Annotated in this window: 17 protein-coding genes; 6 read left to right on the forward strand and 11 right to left on the reverse strand. The window is 67.5% G+C overall.

Translation table 11 applies throughout. The features are described 5' to 3' along the window. The first annotated feature begins 138 nt into the window (after nt 1-138). Entirely contained in the window at nt 139-2196 is a 2058-nt protein-coding gene (locus ACGH48_RS07455) for a DUF262 domain-containing protein (RefSeq protein ID WP_396290841.1), read from the forward strand. Between the two features lie 79 nt (nt 2197-2275). Here ACGH48_RS07455 and ACGH48_RS07460 read toward each other — a convergent pair whose 3' ends face one another. Beyond that, nucleotides 2276-2848 carry a hypothetical protein gene (locus ACGH48_RS07460; RefSeq protein ID WP_396290843.1) on the reverse strand — a complete coding sequence of 191 codons (573 nt, stop codon included), beginning with the start codon at nt 2846-2848 and terminating at the stop codon, nt 2276-2278. 139 nt (nt 2849-2987) lie between these two features. Here ACGH48_RS07460 and ACGH48_RS07465 point away from each other — a divergent pair, with 139 nt between their 5' ends. Beyond that, nucleotides 2988-3926 (forward strand): NADP-dependent oxidoreductase, encoded by a 939-nt coding sequence (locus ACGH48_RS07465; protein ID WP_396290845.1) that lies wholly within the window; start codon nt 2988-2990, stop codon nt 3924-3926. A gap of 62 nt (nt 3927-3988) precedes the next feature. Here the strand turns inward: ACGH48_RS07465 and ACGH48_RS07470 are convergent, their stop codons facing one another. The 5 genes from ACGH48_RS07470 to ACGH48_RS07490 all read right to left on the reverse strand — a co-directional run bounded on the left by ACGH48_RS07470 (nt 3989) and on the right by ACGH48_RS07490 (nt 9286). Then, nucleotides 3989-4579, reverse strand: coding sequence for a hypothetical protein (locus ACGH48_RS07470; RefSeq protein ID WP_396290846.1), 591 nt, complete (start codon nt 4577-4579; stop codon nt 3989-3991). A gap of 75 nt (nt 4580-4654) precedes the next feature. Further along, a complete protein-coding gene (locus ACGH48_RS07475) occupies nt 4655-5137 on the reverse strand; it encodes a hypothetical protein (protein WP_396290848.1) in 483 nt (160 codons plus the stop codon). After that, on the reverse strand, nt 5134-6732 hold the full coding sequence (locus ACGH48_RS07480) for an alpha/beta hydrolase (RefSeq protein WP_396290849.1): 1599 nt from the start codon (nt 6730-6732) through the stop codon (nt 5134-5136). Before ACGH48_RS07480 ends, ACGH48_RS07475 begins: the two co-directional genes overlap by 4 nt. Nucleotides 6733-6827: 95 nt before the next feature. Next, nucleotides 6828-7160, reverse strand: coding sequence for a hypothetical protein (locus ACGH48_RS07485; RefSeq protein ID WP_396290850.1), 333 nt, complete (start codon nt 7158-7160; stop codon nt 6828-6830). A gap of 17 nt (nt 7161-7177) precedes the next feature. Then, complete coding sequence (locus ACGH48_RS07490) at nt 7178-9286, reverse strand: UvrD-helicase domain-containing protein (protein ID WP_396290851.1); 2109 nt, start codon at nt 9284-9286, stop codon at nt 7178-7180. 324 nt (nt 9287-9610) lie between these two features. Here ACGH48_RS07490 and ACGH48_RS07495 point away from each other — a divergent pair, with 324 nt between their 5' ends. From ACGH48_RS07495 to ACGH48_RS07510, 4 genes are all read left to right on the forward strand, one after another. Further along, complete coding sequence (locus ACGH48_RS07495) at nt 9611-10147, forward strand: hypothetical protein (protein ID WP_396290852.1); 537 nt, start codon at nt 9611-9613, stop codon at nt 10145-10147. A 16-nt stretch (nt 10148-10163) separates the two neighbouring features. Continuing rightward, nucleotides 10164-10484 carry a nucleotide pyrophosphohydrolase gene (locus ACGH48_RS07500; RefSeq protein WP_123681698.1) on the forward strand — a complete coding sequence of 107 codons (321 nt, stop codon included), beginning with the start codon at nt 10164-10166 and terminating at the stop codon, nt 10482-10484. Then, nucleotides 10471-12204, forward strand: a complete 1734-nt coding sequence (locus tag ACGH48_RS07505; protein WP_396290853.1) for a DNA/RNA helicase domain-containing protein — start codon at nt 10471-10473, stop codon at nt 12202-12204. Before ACGH48_RS07500 ends, ACGH48_RS07505 begins: the two co-directional genes overlap by 14 nt. 262 nt (nt 12205-12466) lie before the next feature. Further along, nucleotides 12467-13255, forward strand: a complete 789-nt coding sequence (locus ACGH48_RS07510; protein WP_396290854.1) for a hypothetical protein — start codon at nt 12467-12469, stop codon at nt 13253-13255. Here ACGH48_RS07510 and ACGH48_RS07515 read toward each other — a convergent pair. The 5 genes from ACGH48_RS07515 to murQ form a co-directional block, all read right to left on the reverse strand. Beyond that, nucleotides 13237-13644, reverse strand: a complete 408-nt coding sequence (locus tag ACGH48_RS07515; protein WP_396290856.1) for a (deoxy)nucleoside triphosphate pyrophosphohydrolase — start codon at nt 13642-13644, stop codon at nt 13237-13239. The genes ACGH48_RS07510 and ACGH48_RS07515 overlap by 19 nt on opposite strands. A 17-nt stretch (nt 13645-13661) precedes the next feature. Beyond that, on the reverse strand, nt 13662-14090 hold the full coding sequence (vsr, locus tag ACGH48_RS07520; RefSeq protein ID WP_396290857.1) for a DNA mismatch endonuclease Vsr: 429 nt from the start codon (nt 14088-14090) through the stop codon (nt 13662-13664). A 64-nt stretch (nt 14091-14154) separates the two neighbouring features. Beyond that, nucleotides 14155-15174, reverse strand: a complete 1020-nt coding sequence (locus ACGH48_RS07525) for a MupG family TIM beta-alpha barrel fold protein (protein WP_396290858.1) — start codon at nt 15172-15174, stop codon at nt 14155-14157. A 5-nt stretch (nt 15175-15179) separates the two neighbouring features. Then, nucleotides 15180-16715 (reverse strand): PTS transporter subunit EIIC, encoded by a 1536-nt coding sequence (locus ACGH48_RS07530; RefSeq protein ID WP_396290859.1) that lies wholly within the window; start codon nt 16713-16715, stop codon nt 15180-15182. Between the two features lie 50 nt (nt 16716-16765). Then, the gene (gene murQ, locus ACGH48_RS07535; RefSeq protein WP_396290860.1) at nt 16766-17683 is read right to left on the reverse strand and encodes an N-acetylmuramic acid 6-phosphate etherase; all 918 of its coding nucleotides are present in this window, start codon (nt 17681-17683) and stop codon (nt 16766-16768) included. Between the last annotated feature and the right edge of the window lie 7 nt (nt 17684-17690).

Below are 17690 nucleotides of genomic sequence, written 5' to 3' on the forward strand. Positions count from 1 at the left end.
GGTGGGGTGCCGCGGGGGATCGGTGGGGGCGGTGGTGCTGCATCCTCCGATCGGGGGATGCGGACGCAGCGACCGGTCATACCGCATCGCCGATATGCGTGACTTCAGATTTCGACGGGGCTCTGCTTGGCTCGCCGGATGGACGTCCGTGAGACCACGCTGCAAGAGCTGTTCGGGGGACCGAAGCAGTACCTCGTCCCGCTCTACCAGCGGCCCTACGCGTGGGAGGCCCGCCAGCGCGAGCGGCTCTGGGCCGACGTGCTGGAACTCAGCGAGACCCGACGCACCGAGCCCGGGGCCACGCACTTCACCGGGTCGCTCGTGTTCTCGACCGGCACGGTCGTCCCGACCGGCATGGAGTTCCTCGTGGTCGACGGCCAGCAGCGGTTGACGACGCTCTCGATCCTGCTCTGCGCCCTGCGCGACACGTTCCGGGAGCGCCGTCCGGAGTCGCCCGTGCTCGCCGAGAGCATCCACGAGCAGTACGTCGCCGATCGCTTCAAGCCCGGCGACGCCCGACTCAAGCTCCTGCCGACCCAGGCGGACCGTGACGCGTACCGAAGCGTGGTCGACGGCGGCGCCGACGTGCCGGACGAACCCGATGCGTCGGTGTCCGGCGTGCGCGACGCGTACACGTACTTCCGACGCGAGCTCGGCCGGGTCGACGACCTCGAACTGACCCGCGACGCCGTCCTCGGTGGCCTGGTCTTCGTCTCGATCACCGCCAAGGACGAGGACAACGTCTACCGGATCTTCGAGTCCCTCAACAACACGGGGATGCGGCTGACACAGGGCGACCTGGTGCGCAACGACCTCTTCATGCGACTCGGGCACCGAGGCGAATCGGCCTACTCGTCGTGGTGGCTCCCGATGCAGCGTCGGCTCAGCGTGAACGACCTCGAACTGCTCTTCTGGTTGGACGCCGTGGCCGAGGAACCACTGCTGAAACAGGGCGACATCTACAGCTCGCAGCAGGCCCGCCTGGCGGCGATGGACGACGAACAGATCCTGGCCGAGATCGAACGCTTCAGCAGACTGTCGGAGCACCTCATGCGCATCCGGGACCCGTCGCAGGAGTCCGACCCGGCCGTCCGGAAGCACCTGCGGCACCTCGCCGAGTGGTCCTCCACCACGACCGTCCCGCTCACCCTGCGGCTGCTGTCCCGTCGCGCAGCCGGCGCCAGCACCTCTGCCGAGGTCGCCGGGGCGCTCGCGACCCTCGAGGCGTACCTCGTCCGGCGCACCATCGTCGGGCGGCCGGGGCAGGGACTCAACCGGATCATCCTGCAGGCCTGCGGGGAACTCGACGACCGACCCGTCGACCAGGTGCTGCTCGACTACTTCTCCACCGGCCGGAAGCACTTCGCGACCGACGAACAGGTGCGCGAGGCGATCCGGACGCAGCCGTTCTACCTGCGCGGGCTCCGCAACCAGCAGAAGCTCATCCTGAAGTGGGTGCAGGAGGAACTGAACCCCAACGAGCCGATCGACGTCGAGCGGTCCACCATCGAGCACGTCCTGCCGCAGACGCTCACCCCGGACTGGCGGGCAGCGCTCGCCGCAGACCTCGACGGGGAGCCCGTCGACGTCGTGCACGAACGGCTCGTCCACTCGCTCGGCAACCTGACGCTCACCGGGTACAACGCGACGCTCGGCAACCGCCCGTTCCCCGAGAAGCAGGCGGAGTACCGGCAGAGCAGCTTCACCGCGCTCAACCGACTGGTGCTCGATGCGCCGGCGTGGGGGCGGACGCAGATCCTGGCACGGAGCGAGTGGTTCGCCGACCGCATCACCCGCCAGTGGACCGGCCCGAACGTGCGCACACGGGCGATCGGCGGCCGCCGGGACTGGTCCGTCGTGCACCGGGCGATCGCGGCCATCCCGGCGGGGCGCTGGACCTCGTACGGCGACCTCGCGGCCCTGATCGGCACGCACCCCGCTGCGGTGGGCGCGCACTTGGCGGGGACCCACATCCACGGGACGCACCGGGTCCTGCAGGGGAGTGGCACCGTGGCGCCGGGGTTCCGTTGGCCGGACCCGGCGGACGACCGTGATCCGCGGGCCGTCCTGGAAGCCGAGGGACTCGTCTTCTCGGCGAGCGGAGTCGCACGCGCTCGGGATCGGCTGTCCACCGCTGCGCTCGCGGCGCGGATCGGCCTCATCGACGGCTTCGTCGTCGGCCTCGTCGACGGGTGACCGGTGGTGTTGTCGTCCCGGGGTGGTGACGGTTCTGGTTCGTGATCGTCGGGGATCGTGAACCGGAACCGTCACCGTCTCAGTACTGCGGCAGGATCCAGTCCGTCGGTTGCACGAAGCGGGCGCGGGGCAGGAGCTCGTCCGGCTCGGCGGTCCGCACGCTCGTGATGATCGTGGCCTCGCCGTACTCGTACGAGCGGCGGGCGATGCCGTCGCGCTCGTCGATCACCAGCGTCGAGCGGAACGCCGGGTCCTCGCCGTGCTCGAAGGTCACCAGGATCGAGTGCTCGCCGACGTGCTGGACCAGGATCGGGTGGACGTCGTCCGTGGCGCGGCCCCACCGGAGCATCAGGTCGGGCACGGCCATCCGGACGACGGGAGACGAGGCCGTGCTCCGGGCGAACGACACCTCGATCGGGCCGTCGTCGGGCTCGTGCAGCACGCCGTCGCGGTAGGAGACCGGCTTGGCGCGGTGGCGGACCAAGGTCCAGGTCTGCGCGGCCTCGTCGACGTCGACGCGGAACGGCGAGTACTTCTGCCGTGACTCCTGGTGGATGCCCTCGAGGACGTACCGGGCGGGTCGGCGGCGCGCGGCGAGCTCCTCGGCGATCGAGGGGCCGTCGGGACGGGTGAGGAGTTCGTCGAAACGCACGCTGTCAGCATGGCGCACCACGCGCAGTGGACGTCACCCCGTGACGGACTGGAGGCCCGTGGCGGCCTGGCACCGTGCCTCCCGTCCGATCGTGGGTCGCGTCAGGTTGCGTCAAGCAACGTCCGCGTAGACCGGGAGAATGCAGGTCGTCGGAGTCGAACAGTTCGGAGGGCCGGAGGCCCTCGCCGTCCACGAGGTGCCGGAGCCGCACGCCGGTGCGGGGTCCGTGCGGATCCGGGTGCAGGCGTTCGCCGTGAACCCGACCGACACGGGGGCGCGTGCCGGGCAGCGGGACAGCTCGCAGGCCTCGCCGCCGTACGTGCCGGGGATGGACGCCGCCGGCGTCATCGACGAGGTCGGGCCCGACGTCACCGGCTGGCAGGTCGGCGACGAGGTCATGGCGATGGCGCTGCCGCTCACCGCCCACGGTGGTGCGTACGTGCAGGAGCTCGTCGCGCCGGTGGGGTCGTTCACGCGGATTCCTCGTGGGACGTCTCTTCCGCTCGCCTCCACAGTGCCGATGAACGGGCTGACGGCGTTGCAGATCCTGTCGCACGCCTCGCTTGCGCCGGGGCAGACGCTCGCCGTGACCGGGGCCGCTGGGCTGCTCGGGAACTACGTGGTGCAGCTGGCGAAGGCCGCCGGGCTGACCGTGATCGCGGATGCTGCTCCGGCGGACGAAGCACTCGTGCGGTCGCTCGGACCGGACCACATCGTGCCTCGTGGTGATGGGTTTGCTGCCGCTGTCCGTGAGCTCGTGCCGGAGGGGGTCGATGCGCTCGCCGATGCTGCGGTGCAGCGTGGGGTCGTCGTCGATGCTGTTCGAGACGGGGGAGTGTTCTTCGACGTGCGTGGGTGGCAGGGCAACGGGGCTCGGGGGATCGAGTTCGTGCAGGTGATGGTGTTCTCGGAGTACCGGTCGTTCGACAAGCTCGAGCAGCTGCGGCACGCGGTGGAGAGTGGGACGTTGACGCCGCGGGTGGCGGAGGTGCTGCCGGCTGCGCGGGCTGGGGAGGCGCATGAGCGGTTGGAGGCTGGGGGGGACGCGGGGGCGGTTCGTGCTCACTTGGTGAGTTGATGACGTTGTGGTGGACGGGAGGCGCGGTGTCGATTGGTGCCGCGTCTCTTATTGTTCGGCCCTCATGCCTGGGTAGCTGAACGCGACTCAACGAACCGTCGGAGCGAGTCCGGCGCTATCGTCTCGCGACCACGAAGAGCTTCCTCGATGCAGATTCCGTCCACAGAATCGTAGATCGAGACGCGTGCCAGCTGGACAAGTCCAGCTGCGGCTGCAGCATCTTTGATCGCGTCGTACAGCGCCCGTTGCTTCCATCGTGGAGCTCCGCCGCGATTGAACACCCACTTCTCGTCGGCTGGCCCGAACATGCGCTCGGACGAGGGACTCGTCCATCGTCTGCCACCAGTTCCCGCGCGGCGTTCGTGGGCTCCAGCGTGCTGGCGGTAGGCCGCCGCCCACGGAAATACTGCTGCAAACCGCGCTTCAAGCGTCAGCGTCCGATAGCGGTTGAAGTGCATGTCTTCATCAAGTTCGACGATTACGTCCGAGTACGGCAGATCCCAAGCGCCCGGTCGAAGGAGTGGTTCATCGAGTTTGCCTCCGAGCTGGCGGTAGAGGCCGAGGACCTCGCTCCGCAGCGGCCCGGAAAGGTCCGCGAGTCGCGGTGGTCGCGGTCGTGCGGTAGCCCGTATCAGTCCAGCTTCGATGAGCACCCGGTCCAGCACCGAAGCGCGAGCGCCTGCCGTCACCATCTGCTCAGTCCTTCCGCTGGAGTGCTACGTAGTCGGTCACTCGTAGTCTGCGATGTCACCAGTGCCGCAGGCCGACTGCACCTCGATCGATACCCGTCGAGGACTGGCGTTGACCGAGATCGATTCCACCGCCTGGCCGGTGGTGACCGCGGACCAGAGCGGCCGTCCGTCGTCGATCGTGTCCTGCCGAATGGTCACGTCGTAGTCGTGCTGCTTCCAGGTCTTCGCGACCGTGCGGACGAGCGCTTCCGGGTCTTCGGCACCGGTGCGCTCCTGGTCCCACGAAAACGTGACTCCCGAGCTGCCGTTGGCCGTCGAGCACTCCGACGATGCAGGTTTGTCCGAGAGCGCCGTCCAGTCCCCACCGGCAGCATCCATCGTCTGCTTGACCAGGCTGACCATGCCGTCTCGAGCCTGTTCGGCGTCCATCTCGCTGCCTTTCGGTTGTTGCGCACATCCGGCGAGCAGCGCCGAAGCGCTGACCAAGCTCAGGATCACTTTCGTGGTGCGTGTGCTCATCGGTCGCTGACCTTCCCGGTGGTCGCGCGGGCGATGTTGTCGAGTGACTCGGTGTTCTTGTCGAAGTACCCGTACTGGCCGGCGTGATCAGTCGCGTTGTTCCAGATTGGATCGTGACGATTCACACCGTTCATCGTCGGGTCGTGCGGGAGACCAGCTGTCGGCAGGTACGTTGCGCCGAACGAGGGGCTAGCTGGATCTCGGCGAGTCATGCTGAAAGCCTGCCCGATCCACGACCAGTTGTCGCCCGGCAGGCCAGGGATCGAACGCGGCGCCTGTGCGGCGAAGACCCGATCGGAGTGGATGTCGTCGGCGGTCTCGATCTCGCGTTCCAGTCCAGCCGATCCGACCGTCACGTACGAGTCGACCCCGTAATCACCGTCAGCGAGGGTGAGCGAGGACGTCGTTGACCCGTAGGAGTGCCCGACCACGTTGAGCGTTCCCTTGGTCGAGCCACGGGCAGCGTTGAACCCCGCGAGGTCCTGCCCGAGTCGTTCGCTGCCTGCCCGAGCGAGATCGCCGTGCAGAACCGTCTTCGGCGTCGGGGTCTCGTAGTTGATCCATGCGACGACTGCTGCGTCTCCAACGTAGTCCTGTTGGCGGACCCGGAGGTTGTAAGCGGCTCGCTCCACGACCGTCATGTTCCTCGTGTCCGAGTCCATCCCGGGGACGAGGTACGTGACATCGTGAGCTCTGTCGAGATCACCGATCGAGACAGCGGCGAGTGGCGGGTGGTGTGGGACGAGCGAGGTCAGCTGTACCCCCTTGTACTTCCCGAGGGACGCGCGGATGTTCTTGTACGCGGCAAGGTCAACGCCGGACGCGGACCCGATGAGCTTCGTGAGTTGGCTGCGGTTCGCCCTGTCCCTTGCCCAGTACGCAACGCCGTTCAGGTTGCCGATCACGGCGGGGAACGCTGCGATCAAGGCGTCCTGCTCGGAAGAGTGCCCGTCGTTGCTTCCCCGCTCGTGTGACCCGCCGGCCGAGGACCACCAGTCAGCGATCAACTCGGGGTCTGAAACCGAACCAAGCCGGTCGGCGATCGCGGGATCGTCGCGCAGTGCAAGGAGCTGGTCAGGTGTCAACGAACCCAACCAGGTCAGGAGCTGACGATCCGACATCCGGCCCACTGAGTGTGCTTGAACTGCAACGACGCCGACGGAGTCGACGCCGGAGAGCTCCGCGGCCGTCGAATCGTCCAGGCGTGTCCGCTCAGCGACGAGCTCGTCCCATCGTGTGGACAGTTGAGCGTCCGCGGTGTCTTGCTGCGTCAGCGCGTCGGCGACCCTGCGGAGCATGACATGATCGGCTTCGACATCCGTCCCTGCGCCGACAGACTCGTTGAGCCGGGAGCGGTCCGTGACGAGCCGATCCCGATCGGCCGCAGCGCTGTCCTGTGCGGAGCGGATGCGGGCGGCTTCGTCCTGGATGCGCTCGACCTCGTCGGCGTAGCGCGACAGCGTCTCCGCGACGTGCTCGATGAGGGATGCCGTCCGTGAGTAGGACGGTCCGAGGGTCCCAGCCGCCGACGTGAATTGCCGTTTGGCCGAGCCGGACCACTCACCGGCGCTCAGACCTCCCGCTGTGCGTTCCAAACGGGTCTGTTCGTCCCTGAGCGCTTGGGCACGTGCTTCATGCTGCCGCGCGGTGACCCTGATCGAAGCCGGAGCGCCGCGGGTCGGATCGGCCGTCATTCGGCGTCGCTCGCGAGGTCAGCGTCGCGGCGGCTGAACTCTTCAGCGGCAGTCCGCACCCACCCGCCGATGGTGTCCGTCATCTCCGCGATTGCCCGCACGGATCGCTCGTGTGACGTCGAGGCCTCGCTGTGGGCCGCTGCGACCGCGTCGCTCCCGAAGTCAGCCGCGATTCCTCCAGCGCCAGCTTCGTCGTTCAGCGCTGCGCTGATCCTCGTGATGGTCGTGCTCGCTGCGTTCATCGCTGCGAGATCGACGATGAGATTCCCCAATGTTGCCCCTCCGGCGGCGACAATATCAGATGTCGGACACGCGCTGACGATCTGCACTCGCATTCGCCATCGACTCAGCGGCCGCGCGCTGCTCCGCTCCGGACGCCGACCCACAGGCCGTCTCGCGCCCGGGTCATCCCCACGTAGAGCTCCCGGCGACCACGCTCCCGCCGCTCCCGTTCGGTCTCCGACGGATCGGCCGGGGCAGCATCGAGCAGCCGGGGATCGACGTGCGCGAGCAGCACCTGCTTGAACTCGAGGCCCTTGGCCCGCTTCACGGTGCCCACGCGAACCGCGTCAGAGCTCCGTCCCGCATACTGCTGCAGCGAGACGGTCGGCACACTGGCTCGCCCAAGTACCTCCATCACGTCGTCCGCCTGCCGGTTCGTCGCCGTGAGGATGCCGACGTCACCGTGACCGGTCCCGACCAGTCGAAGGACCTCTGTCAGCCGGTCGAGCATCGCCCGATCGTGGTCCGCGCGACCGGTGAAGCGCGTCATCGTCGGAGCTGCACCGGAGCGCGAGACGTCGGACACCGCGTCACCGACCCCGTCGACGCCCTCGATGTCCACGAACTGGTCGTCCGCCACCATCTCCTTCGCGAACTCGAGGATCTCGGCGGTGTTCCGGTGGTTGACGTCGAGCACCACGCCCCGGCCCGACAGGTTGATGCCGACTTCGCCGAGCGTGTACCCGCCGGGGTAGATCGTCTGCTGGCCGTCGCCGATGAGCGTCAGGCCGTCGGTCCGATCACCCACGAGCTGGTGCACCAGCGCGACCATCGCGCAGGACAGGTCCTGCGCCTCGTCCACGATGACCGCGTCGTACCGCTCGAGGGGGACCGCGCGCACCGCGTCCCGTGCGAGCAGGACGATGTCCTCCCAGTCGTGCGCCCGTCGCTCGCGCAGACCGCGCGCGTACGCCTCGTACAGGTCCCAGACGGCCTGCCGCGTCTCCAGCGGGAGCGCGTGCTTGCGCCCGATGCGAGCCAGGTCCGCGTACTCGTCGAACCGCGTCAGGCCGCGGCCTTTGATGACGTGGCTGATCTCGTCTTCCCAGTACGAGCGAGAGAATCGCGACGACCGCAATGGACTGGAGGCGCGGATCGCGTTCCACGCGTCGTCGAACGCGAGTCGGGCCTCCTGTCCAGGAGCGCGGAACGCGATCCCGCGTTCCTTCAGGAGGCGCGTGGCGAACGCGTGGACGCCCATGAAGTCGACGCGGCCGACCATGTCGGGCGCGAGCCGTTCGAGGAGCGACTCGAGGACCTTCGGGAGGGTGTTGATGTAGGTCGTGAACAGGACGCGGCCGCCGGTTGCGCGTGCGAGGTACGCGGCGCGGTGCAGGCCGACGACGGTCTTGCCGGTGCCCGCAGCGCCGCGGATGCGTGCCGGGCCGTTGAAGCTGCGGCGGACGAGCTTGGCCTGTGCCGGGTCGAGGAACGCCATCCAGTCCTCGATCGGTGCTTCGAGCACGCCGTCGAGGAGCCGATCGGTCAGCTCCTCGTCCGTGGTGTCGATCGTCGAGACGAGTACGTCGGGTTCGCGGGGGAGTACCGGTGCCGGGACGACGATCTGCGGCGGTGTAGCTCCGCCGTCGCCGATCACGGGGAAGTGGTGCAGCATCGCGGCGAGGACGTCGTCGACCCGGGATGCCGACAGTCGGGCTCCGCGCTTCGTGATGTGCCCGACGAGGTCGTGCGCCCCGATCACGTCGACCGATGCGACGCGGGCGTGCATCTTCTTCTGGCCGGCGAGTGCGGCGACCGCGTGGACTTCGCCGGGCGCCAGGCCCGTGTCCGCCAGTGCTGCCTCGGTGCTGTAGGCGAGGTCGGCGAGGCGGGCGATATCGTCGGTGACGTCCTCTTGGCCGCGGGTGATCCGGTCGCCGTGGACCGCGACCTCGCGCCAGGCCTTCGTGTCGACGATGAAGACGCCAGAACGGCCGACGACGACCATGTCGACCTGTGCCGTGCGGCTGCCTGGCCAGCGGCGGTCGGCGAGCAGGTGGTACCCGATGCCGGCGAGTGGTGCGAGGATGCGGGCGGTCTCGCTCTCGGTGCGGTGCGCGATCTCGAAGCGGGCAGCGCGTTGCTCGGCGTCGTCTGCCTGGCGGCGGAGTTCGCGTGCGTGACTGCGTTGGCGGTGTGCCTCGACCCCTGCGGATTCTCCGGCCATCGTCATGGTGTTGCCCCTCGAAGTGCTGTTGTGCGGACCACTCGTCGTCCCCGGGACGTGTGGTGTTGAACCATCCTCGTGGACAGGGTGGTGAGTCGGGAGCACCCGTTGTGGGGGAGCTTCAATTCAAGGGCTCTGCAGATCCTGTCGGGTGCGCAGCTGGCATCGGGGCAGACTTTCGCCTTCACGTGGGCCACGTTGCTGCTGGGCAACTGCGCCGTGCGATTCTGTGCTCACCCGCTCCGCGGGGCTCGCGCGCACCCGGCGCGAGGACGGGGCAGGATCTGTGGATGGAAGGTGAACGGGGCTCGGCCAGAGCAGACTCGACAGGTGGGAGTGGCATCGGTTCCCCACCACGGCTCACGCCTCGATTCGGACGCACTGCTCTGGGACGCCCTCACCAGCCTGCAACGGGTCACCATCGAGTCTGCCCACCGCATCGGTGGGTCGGGGAACCATCACCCGCACGCGTCGGTGCCCGGGGAGCTGAATTCGCGCAGGCTGAAGCTCCAGAATCGCCGTGGACTGGGCGGACTTCCACTCGCACGAAAGAAGGCCCCGCTGATCCGCGAGGTCGCGGCGCAGTGCCCGTCTGCTTCGGCAGGCACGTCGTCACGAACTGAAGGCCACATCGCTGCCAGCCGTCCACTCGATCGGTCGAGCGCAACTCACGCGTCGACCTTGCCGCTCGACGCGCTCGACGCGCTCGACTTCGAGCGCCCCGTTCTCTCAGGGTGCGCTGGATCGCTAAATGGTGGTTCCCGACTCATTCCGTTCGTCGCGGAGGGCCGGTCAACAGACGGCACGCTCGTGATTCGTGCTCCTTCCGGAGCGGTCCTGGTGTTGCAAGCTGCGCCGTCGATCTGACTGCTAGCGTGCCGGCATGGCGGATCATCGGCTACGAGACGAACTACGGCGTTTCGTTGCGGAGCGCGAGTGGGCTCAGTTCCACTCGCCGGAGAACTTGGCGAAGAGCATCGCGATCGAAGCTGCAGAGCTCCTCGAGTGCTACCAGTGGTCGGGCGACGCAGACGCCGGTCGGGTCAAGGACGAGCTCGCTGACGTCCTGACCTACTGCCATCTGCTCGCGGATCGCTTGGGGCTGGAGCCGACGGAGATCGTCCGCGACAAACTGGAAATCACGAAGAAGAAGTACCCGGTCGAGCGATCCCGAGGACGCAGTGTGAAGCATGACCGCCTCTGACATCGCCGTCCTCGACTTCACTGCAGCTTCGCTCGGCCGGTTCGCGGAGATCGAGCCTCGAACGGTGAACTGGCCGGTGGTCTACGTGATCGACGACGAGGAGGCCGGCCGGGCGTACGTCGGTGAGACGCTGAACACCAGCGGGCGCATGAGGCGGCATCTCCGTACCCGCGGCGCCCTGCTCCGGCGCGTGCGCCTCATCATCGACGAGACCTTCAACAAATCCGTCTGCCTCGATCTCGAATCTCAACTGATTGCTTGGTTGAACGCCGATCAGAAGTACCAGTTGCTCAACAGCAACGCAGGGATAGTGGGTGCCCAGTACTACGATCGAACTTCGTACCAAGAGACCTTCAAGAAGATCTTCGCGCAGCTTCGCGAGGACGGTCTCTTCGAGCAGTCGCTCGAAGATCTCGAGAACAGTGAGATCTTCAAGCTCTCTCCGTTCAAGGCCCTCAACGCGGATCAGACTCGGGTTGTCCTGCGCGTGGTGGAGGACCTCTTCCACGACGTGGAGAACAGCGTGAGCGAGACCGTGATCGTCCGCGGAGAGCCGGGAACGGGAAAGACCGTGCTCGGGGTCTACCTCATCAAACTCCTCAGAGACATCATCGACGGGACGGACTTCGACGGCGAACGAGAGTCCCTCTTCGCGACGTTCCTGTCGAACGAGTACCAGACGATCCTCGGGACGGGCTTCCGCATCGGGCTGGTCGTGCCGCAACAGGCGCTGCGTCGCTCGCTTCAGCGGGTCTTCGAGAGCACTCCCGGTCTCGCGCCGGAGATGGTGCTCTCGCCCTTCGACGTCGGGAAAGCAGACGTGGGATGGGACCTGCTTGTCGTGGACGAGGCTCACCGTCTCGGCCGCCGCTCCAACCAGTCCTCAGGCGTTCAGAACCGTGCGTTCTCTGAGATCAACCAGAAGCTGCTCGGTGACGACGATCAACGTCACACACAGCTGGACTGGATCCGCGCGCAGAGCACCCATCGTGTGCTGCTCCTCGACCCTGAACAGAGTGTTCGGCCTGCGGACCTCTCGCCGCGCGTCCAGCGTTCTCTTGTTCGTGATGCCCGCGACACCGACCGATTCCACCCGCTGACGACCCAGATGCGGGTGGCCGCTGGCTCGGATTACGTCGGGTTCGTGCGATCGGTGCTCCGCGGCGAGAGGCCTTCGCCACCGGACTTGGGTGACTACGACCTTCGCCTGTTCGATGACCTCGGTGGGATGCACGCTGCCATCAGAAGGATGGATCGCCGTTTCGGCTTAGCGCGCCTCGTGGCGGGATTCGCATGGGAGTGGAAGAGCAAGAAGGATCGCGGAGCAGTCGACATCGCACTCGATGGCATCGAACTCCAGTGGAATCGCACGGACAAGGATTGGATCACCTCGCCAGGCGCGGTTGATCAAGTCGGTTCGATCCACACTGTGCAGGGATACGACCTGAACTACGCGGGGGTCATCATCGGCCCGGACCTGAAGCTGGACCCGGACTCGAGGCAGATCGTGTTCAGCAGGGCGGATTACCACGACAAGAAAGGGAAACAGAACCTTCCGAAGCTCGGCGTCGTCCTGACCGACGACGACATCTTGCGGTACGTCACGAACGTCTACTCGGTCCTGCTGACGCGCGGTATCCGGGGAACGTACGTGTACGTCGTCGACCCACTCCTCCGGGAGCACCTCGCTCGCACCCTCCCCTTCCGATCGGACGCCTGAGAACCGCTGCTGTTCCTGTCGGGCTCGGGATCCGAACTGGTTCTTCCTCCTTGAGCTCGTTATCCTCACGTGCGTTAGCAAAACGGGCGATCGGGGAACCGTGCGGGTCTTTTGGGTCAATCAGGGACAGACTTTCGACGAAGAACGGCGTGCAGGAGTCCTCTGGGCACCGAAACGGTCCCGACCCCGCTCTGGGCAGGACGTCGGTACGTCTCAAGCGCACTGGGACCGGATGCTCGAGGCGAGACCGGACGACGTCGTGATGCACTACTCGCGCAAGGCGATTCGGGGATGGAGCCGTGTCCTGGCACCGGCGTTCGACGGGCCTCCGCCATTCGACGTTGAGTCAAGGCCTTGGTCAGCCGACGGGCGTCTCCTTCGCGTCGACCTCCAGGCTCTCGAGAACCCGATCGCCCTCGCGGACATTCCGTTGGAGCTCCGAACTGATCGAGACATCACGAGCTGGCCGTTCTCCAAGAAGGGCGCGGTCAAGCAGACGTACCTGTCCGAGGTCGACGGAGATCTCGCTGACTGGTTGCTGGACGAGGTGGGACTGCGTGTCGATGCCGCGCAGATGCCGTCCTGGCCTGCTGATGTCGAATCAGTGACAGGCTTCGATTACCGGGGAGACAGGCAGGTCGTCGTCAGTGTACGCGGTGAGCAGACTCGTCTGAGACGGCGCCTCTTCGGGAACGAGCTCATCGCCGACTGCGCGCTCTGCGGGCGAGACCTTCCTGTTTCCATGCTCGTGACGGCGCACATCAAGCGCCGAGCAGACACGACGAATGCTGAGCGGAGCCGAGAGGACATCGTGATGGCCGCGTGTGCCTTGGGATGCGATTCGATGTTCGAGCTCGGATACGTAACGGTGGCCCGCGACGGGACAATCGAAAGGGGGCCGCGCCGGACACCGATGACCGTTGACCTCGAACTCGCTGTTGAAGCCGTCGTCGGTCGAACCTGCGGAGCGTGGAGCTCTTCTACGGAACGGTACTTCGCGTACCACCGAAGATGGCAGAAAGCCGCCGCCCGTCAATACGGCCTCGGCTGATCGCCACGCAAGAGGCTGACGGCGGGAAGATCGGGGAGTGCCCAATTGAGTGTCGAGAGCTCAGCAGAGGGCACCCAGCGCAACGCGTCGTGGTCCGTGCTTCTACTTGGCTCCGCGGTCCTGAACGACATCCGGTAGCACGCGAGGTCGATCATGACATCGCCGACTACCGTGGCGTCACGTGTGATGAGATCGCCGACCTCGCCCTCGACTCCGAGCTCTTCGAGAATCTCGCGCCTGAGGGCATCGCGTGGCGACTCGCCGTACTCGACCTTTCCGCCAGGGAACTCCCACAGGCCGGCTGAATTTCGTCCTGCCGCGCGTCTGCAGGCGAGCATCGTGCCGTCCTCGCGAACTGCCACTGCCGCAACCACTTCTATGGTCTTCACAACCCAGTTCTACCTGCTCAACGGCCGACGATCGACGTCCAACGGGCGAGCTCGAGTTCGATCGAGTCCGCCGCCTCACGTACGTCGTCGTGCTCCCACACCCTGACCACGCGCCAGCCCTCCGACTGGAGCACAGCGGTGTTCGCGACATCCCTGCGCCGATTGGCGAGCAGCTTCTCGCGCCAGAGCGCCGCGTTCGCCTTGGGGAGGTGGGTGTGCTCCTCGCAGTAGTGCCAGAAGCAGCCATCGATGAACACCGCGACCCTGGCGCGAGGGAAGACGAGGTCAGGCCGTACCCGACAACGCGCGCTCACCCGCCGGTCGACGAAGAAGCGACGCCCACGTCGGTGCAGTTCGCGGCGAACAGCCAGCTCGGGCGCCGTGTCGCGACGACCGAATCGGGCCATGTGTCGTCGCCGCACGTCATCGGCTTCCCAGTGTTCCATTGCCGGAATCTTGGTCGAAGATCGGCGCCTCGCGGGGTTGGCGCGAGGATGAGTGGAATCGGAGTCAGCCGAGGACGATTGTGAGCGACTGGTCTCCCACCTCCGGCGAGGGCACGGTGAGTGTTCCGAGGACGGCGACACGATCGTCAGCTGGCAAGTCCCGCAACGTGATCGCGACCTCCCCGCAGTATCTCCCCGACGACGCCAACTGCACGGTGACCGAACCTGCCGGCCTCGGTTGTCCACCGACCTCGGGCAGCGGCAACCCGGCGAAGCGCTCCCGCGAGTGCTCCAGCCGGATCATCGCCTCGGCAGCATCGGGGCGGTTCCGATCGGGGACCGCCAATGCCTCGATGACCGCCGGACGCACCTCCGGCGCCGCAGTGCCGTCGATCACGACCACGTCGTCCCGGAAAAGCGACCTCAACCGCGACCACGACTGATCGGTCAGCGCCGGATCCGCGACGTACACATCGTTTACGCCAGCATCGACGAGCGCCACAGCCTGGAACAACGGCGACATGTTCCGGTGCTGCTCGACGGTCGGCAGCCCTTCACTGAGCGGCCCTCGGCGGACCGAGTCGCCCGCGATGAACGCACCGACACGCCAACCGAACTGGCGGGCGACTGACACCGACGCCGCGACGGAGGACAACGCCAGCCCGGTCCACTCACGCGGGTAGAAGTTGTGGATCAGCTCGACGTCCAGGTCAGCGAACGGCGCCAGGTCGGCGGCCCGCAGCGTGCTCGCGTTGAGGGCGATCGGCAGGACGGCAGCGATCGAGAGGATCTCAGGGACCGAGAACCCGAAGTCGATCCGCGCCCGCGCCACTCCGATCGACCGCAGGAGCTCCCACGGTGAATCACCGAGCAACCGGGCGGTGCTGGGGGAGACATCGGCGAAGACGGACAACCCCGAAGACGCAGCAGCCGACACGATCGCGGTCGCAGCGGCTCGGGCACCCGAAGGGGAATCCTCCGGGATGTGCAACGAGGTGAACGCGAGCTTCGCACCCGCGGCCGCGGCGGCCTCGAACGTCGGACCAGCCAGCGGACCGTGCGCCAGGTACGCGCTCGCGCCCAACCGCATCAGCGTGCAGCTCCCACGGAGTCAGCCGGCGTGACCTGCACCTCGAGCGGGGCGTCCGGAGCGACGGGGTCGCCGGACGGCGCAGACGACTGTGCCTCCAGATCAGCCCGCACCGACGCGGAGACCCCGAACAGCAGCGTTGCCACGAACCCGACGACGTACGCCACCACGAGCCCCGACCCGTACCCGAGCAACGCCCACCCGTACCCGGACGAGCCGTTCAGCAGCGGGATCAAGGACAGGTCCGAGGCCCCGATAGCGATCGCCCCGACGGAGTGCCCGAGCTGGTCGAACAGCCCGACGACGCCGCCACCGAACGCCCCACCGATGCAGGCGGTGATGAACGGCCGACCGAGCGGGAGCGTCACGCCGTAGATCAGGGGCTCTCCGACGCCGAGGAACCCAGCCGGCAGCGCACCGCGGATGGTCCGCACCAGCGAAGCGTTCGACCGGAACCGCACCCACAGCGCGATGCACGCACCGATCTGCCCGGCACCACCCATCGCCAGCACGGGCAGCAGTACGGTCCACCCGGTCTGGTCGATCAGGGTGGTGTGGATCGGGATGAGTCCTTGGTGCATGCCGGTCATGACGAGCGGCAGGAAGAGTCCTCCGAGGACGAAGCCGGCGAAGGCTCCGCCGTTCGCGAGCAGCCAGGTCGCAGCAGTACCGATCGCGACCGAGACGACACCGGCGACGGACATCAGGATCCCCAGCGTCACCGACCCGGCGACCAGCACGGTCACGGTCGGCACGACGATGAGCGCAATGACGTCCGGAGTCACGCGCCGCATGAAGCGCTCGACGTAGGCGGCGAGGATGCCGCCGGCCATCGCGCCGAGCACGCCGCCCTGCCCGGGAGCCAGGGTCTCGCCGAACACCGTGACGTTCGCGACACCGGCCGCGACGATGATGCCGCCGACCGCACCACCGAGGATGGGCGTGCCGCCGAACTCCTTCGCGGCGTTCATGCCGACGAAGACGGCGAGCAGCGAGAGGAAGCCGGACGAGAGCACGCCGAGGAACGGCGTCACGCCGGGCACCCACCCGAGGTTCGTCAGGATGCCGTTGATCCCGGCGATCAGCCCACAGGCGATCAGTGCGGGGATGAGCGGGATGAAGATCGCGGAGATCTTCCGGATCGCGCGCATGGTGCGGCCGTCGGAACGGGATCGCGCGGTCGCCTTGATGGACGCACCGCGAGCAGCGAGCTCCTCAGGCGACGCACCAGACGCACCTGCGGCACTGGACGCGCCAGCCCCACCAGCCGCAGCCGCCGGGGCGGCCGCGCGCAGGGCCTCCAGGTCGTCGGCCACGCGGTCGACGAGACCCGGGCCGAGCACGATCTGCAGGTTCGAGCCGGCCGCGATGGCGGCCATGACGCCGTCGGTGGCCTGGAGCGCCGGCAGGTCGACCGACGCGGGAGACGAAACCTCGACCCGGAGTCGGGTCATGCAGTTCTCGACGTCGGCGATGTTCGCGGAGCCTCCGACGGAGTCGAGGATCTGCTGGGCGAGTTGCTGTGCATCGGGCATTGCTGTGCTCCTCGGGGGAAAGGAAACGGAAGAGAGGAAGGGAGAACGGGTCAGGAGATGACTGCGCGCAAGGAACCGGAAGCAGCGACGAGGCGCTCACGGGCCGAAGCAGCCGACGCACCGGTCAGGATCACGGCGATGGCGGTCTTCACCTCGCCGTCCGAGGCGTCGAGCGCCGCCTGCACGTCGGCGGAAGCAGCGCCGGTGACGTCCTGCACGAGCGAGAACGCCCGGGCGACGAGCTTCGCGTTCGTCGCGCGCACGTCGACCATGCGGTTGCCGTAGGTCTTGTGGCTGCGCACCATCGCGAGCGTGGTGAGCATGTTCAGCACGAGCTTCTGCGCGGTGCCCGCCTTCAGGCGGGTCGAGCCGGCGATGAACTCGGGGCCGACGACGACGTCGATGGCGATGTCCGCCTCCCGCCCCGCGGCCGAGTCGGGGTTGCACGCGACGGAGACCGACAAGGCGGAGCGGCGCCGGGCCTCCAGGATGGCTGCGATCACGTAGGGCGTCCTGCCGGACGCGCTGATCCCGACGACCACGTCGTCGGCCGTCAGGCCGAGCCCGTCGAGGTCGCGGACGGCCGCTGCTTCGTCGTCCTCCGCGCCCTCGACGGCGGTGGTCAGGGCGACGTCGCCGCCGGCGATGAGCCCCACCACCTGGCTCGGGTCGGTGCCGAAGGTGGGCGGGCACTCACTGGCGTCGAGGACGCCGAGCCGGCCCGGCGTGCCGGCGCCGACGTAGACGAGTCTGCCGCCGCGCGCGAACGCTGCGGCGATCGAGTCTGCCGCCAGGGCGATGGCCGGGAGGCACGGCTCCAGTGCCGCGGGCACGCTGCGGTCTCCGGCGTTCATGCGCTGGGCAGCTTCCAGCGTGGAGATCGTGTCGATGTCGTCCAGCGAGTGGTCGGTCGCCTCGGTGGTGAGGGCTGCGAGTTCGTCGCGGAGGGCGTCGTGGGCGTGGGTCATGGTGGTG

The sequence above is a fragment of the Curtobacterium pomorum genome (assembly GCF_044497295.1).
Lineage (GTDB): Bacteria > Actinomycetota > Actinomycetes > Actinomycetales > Microbacteriaceae > Curtobacterium.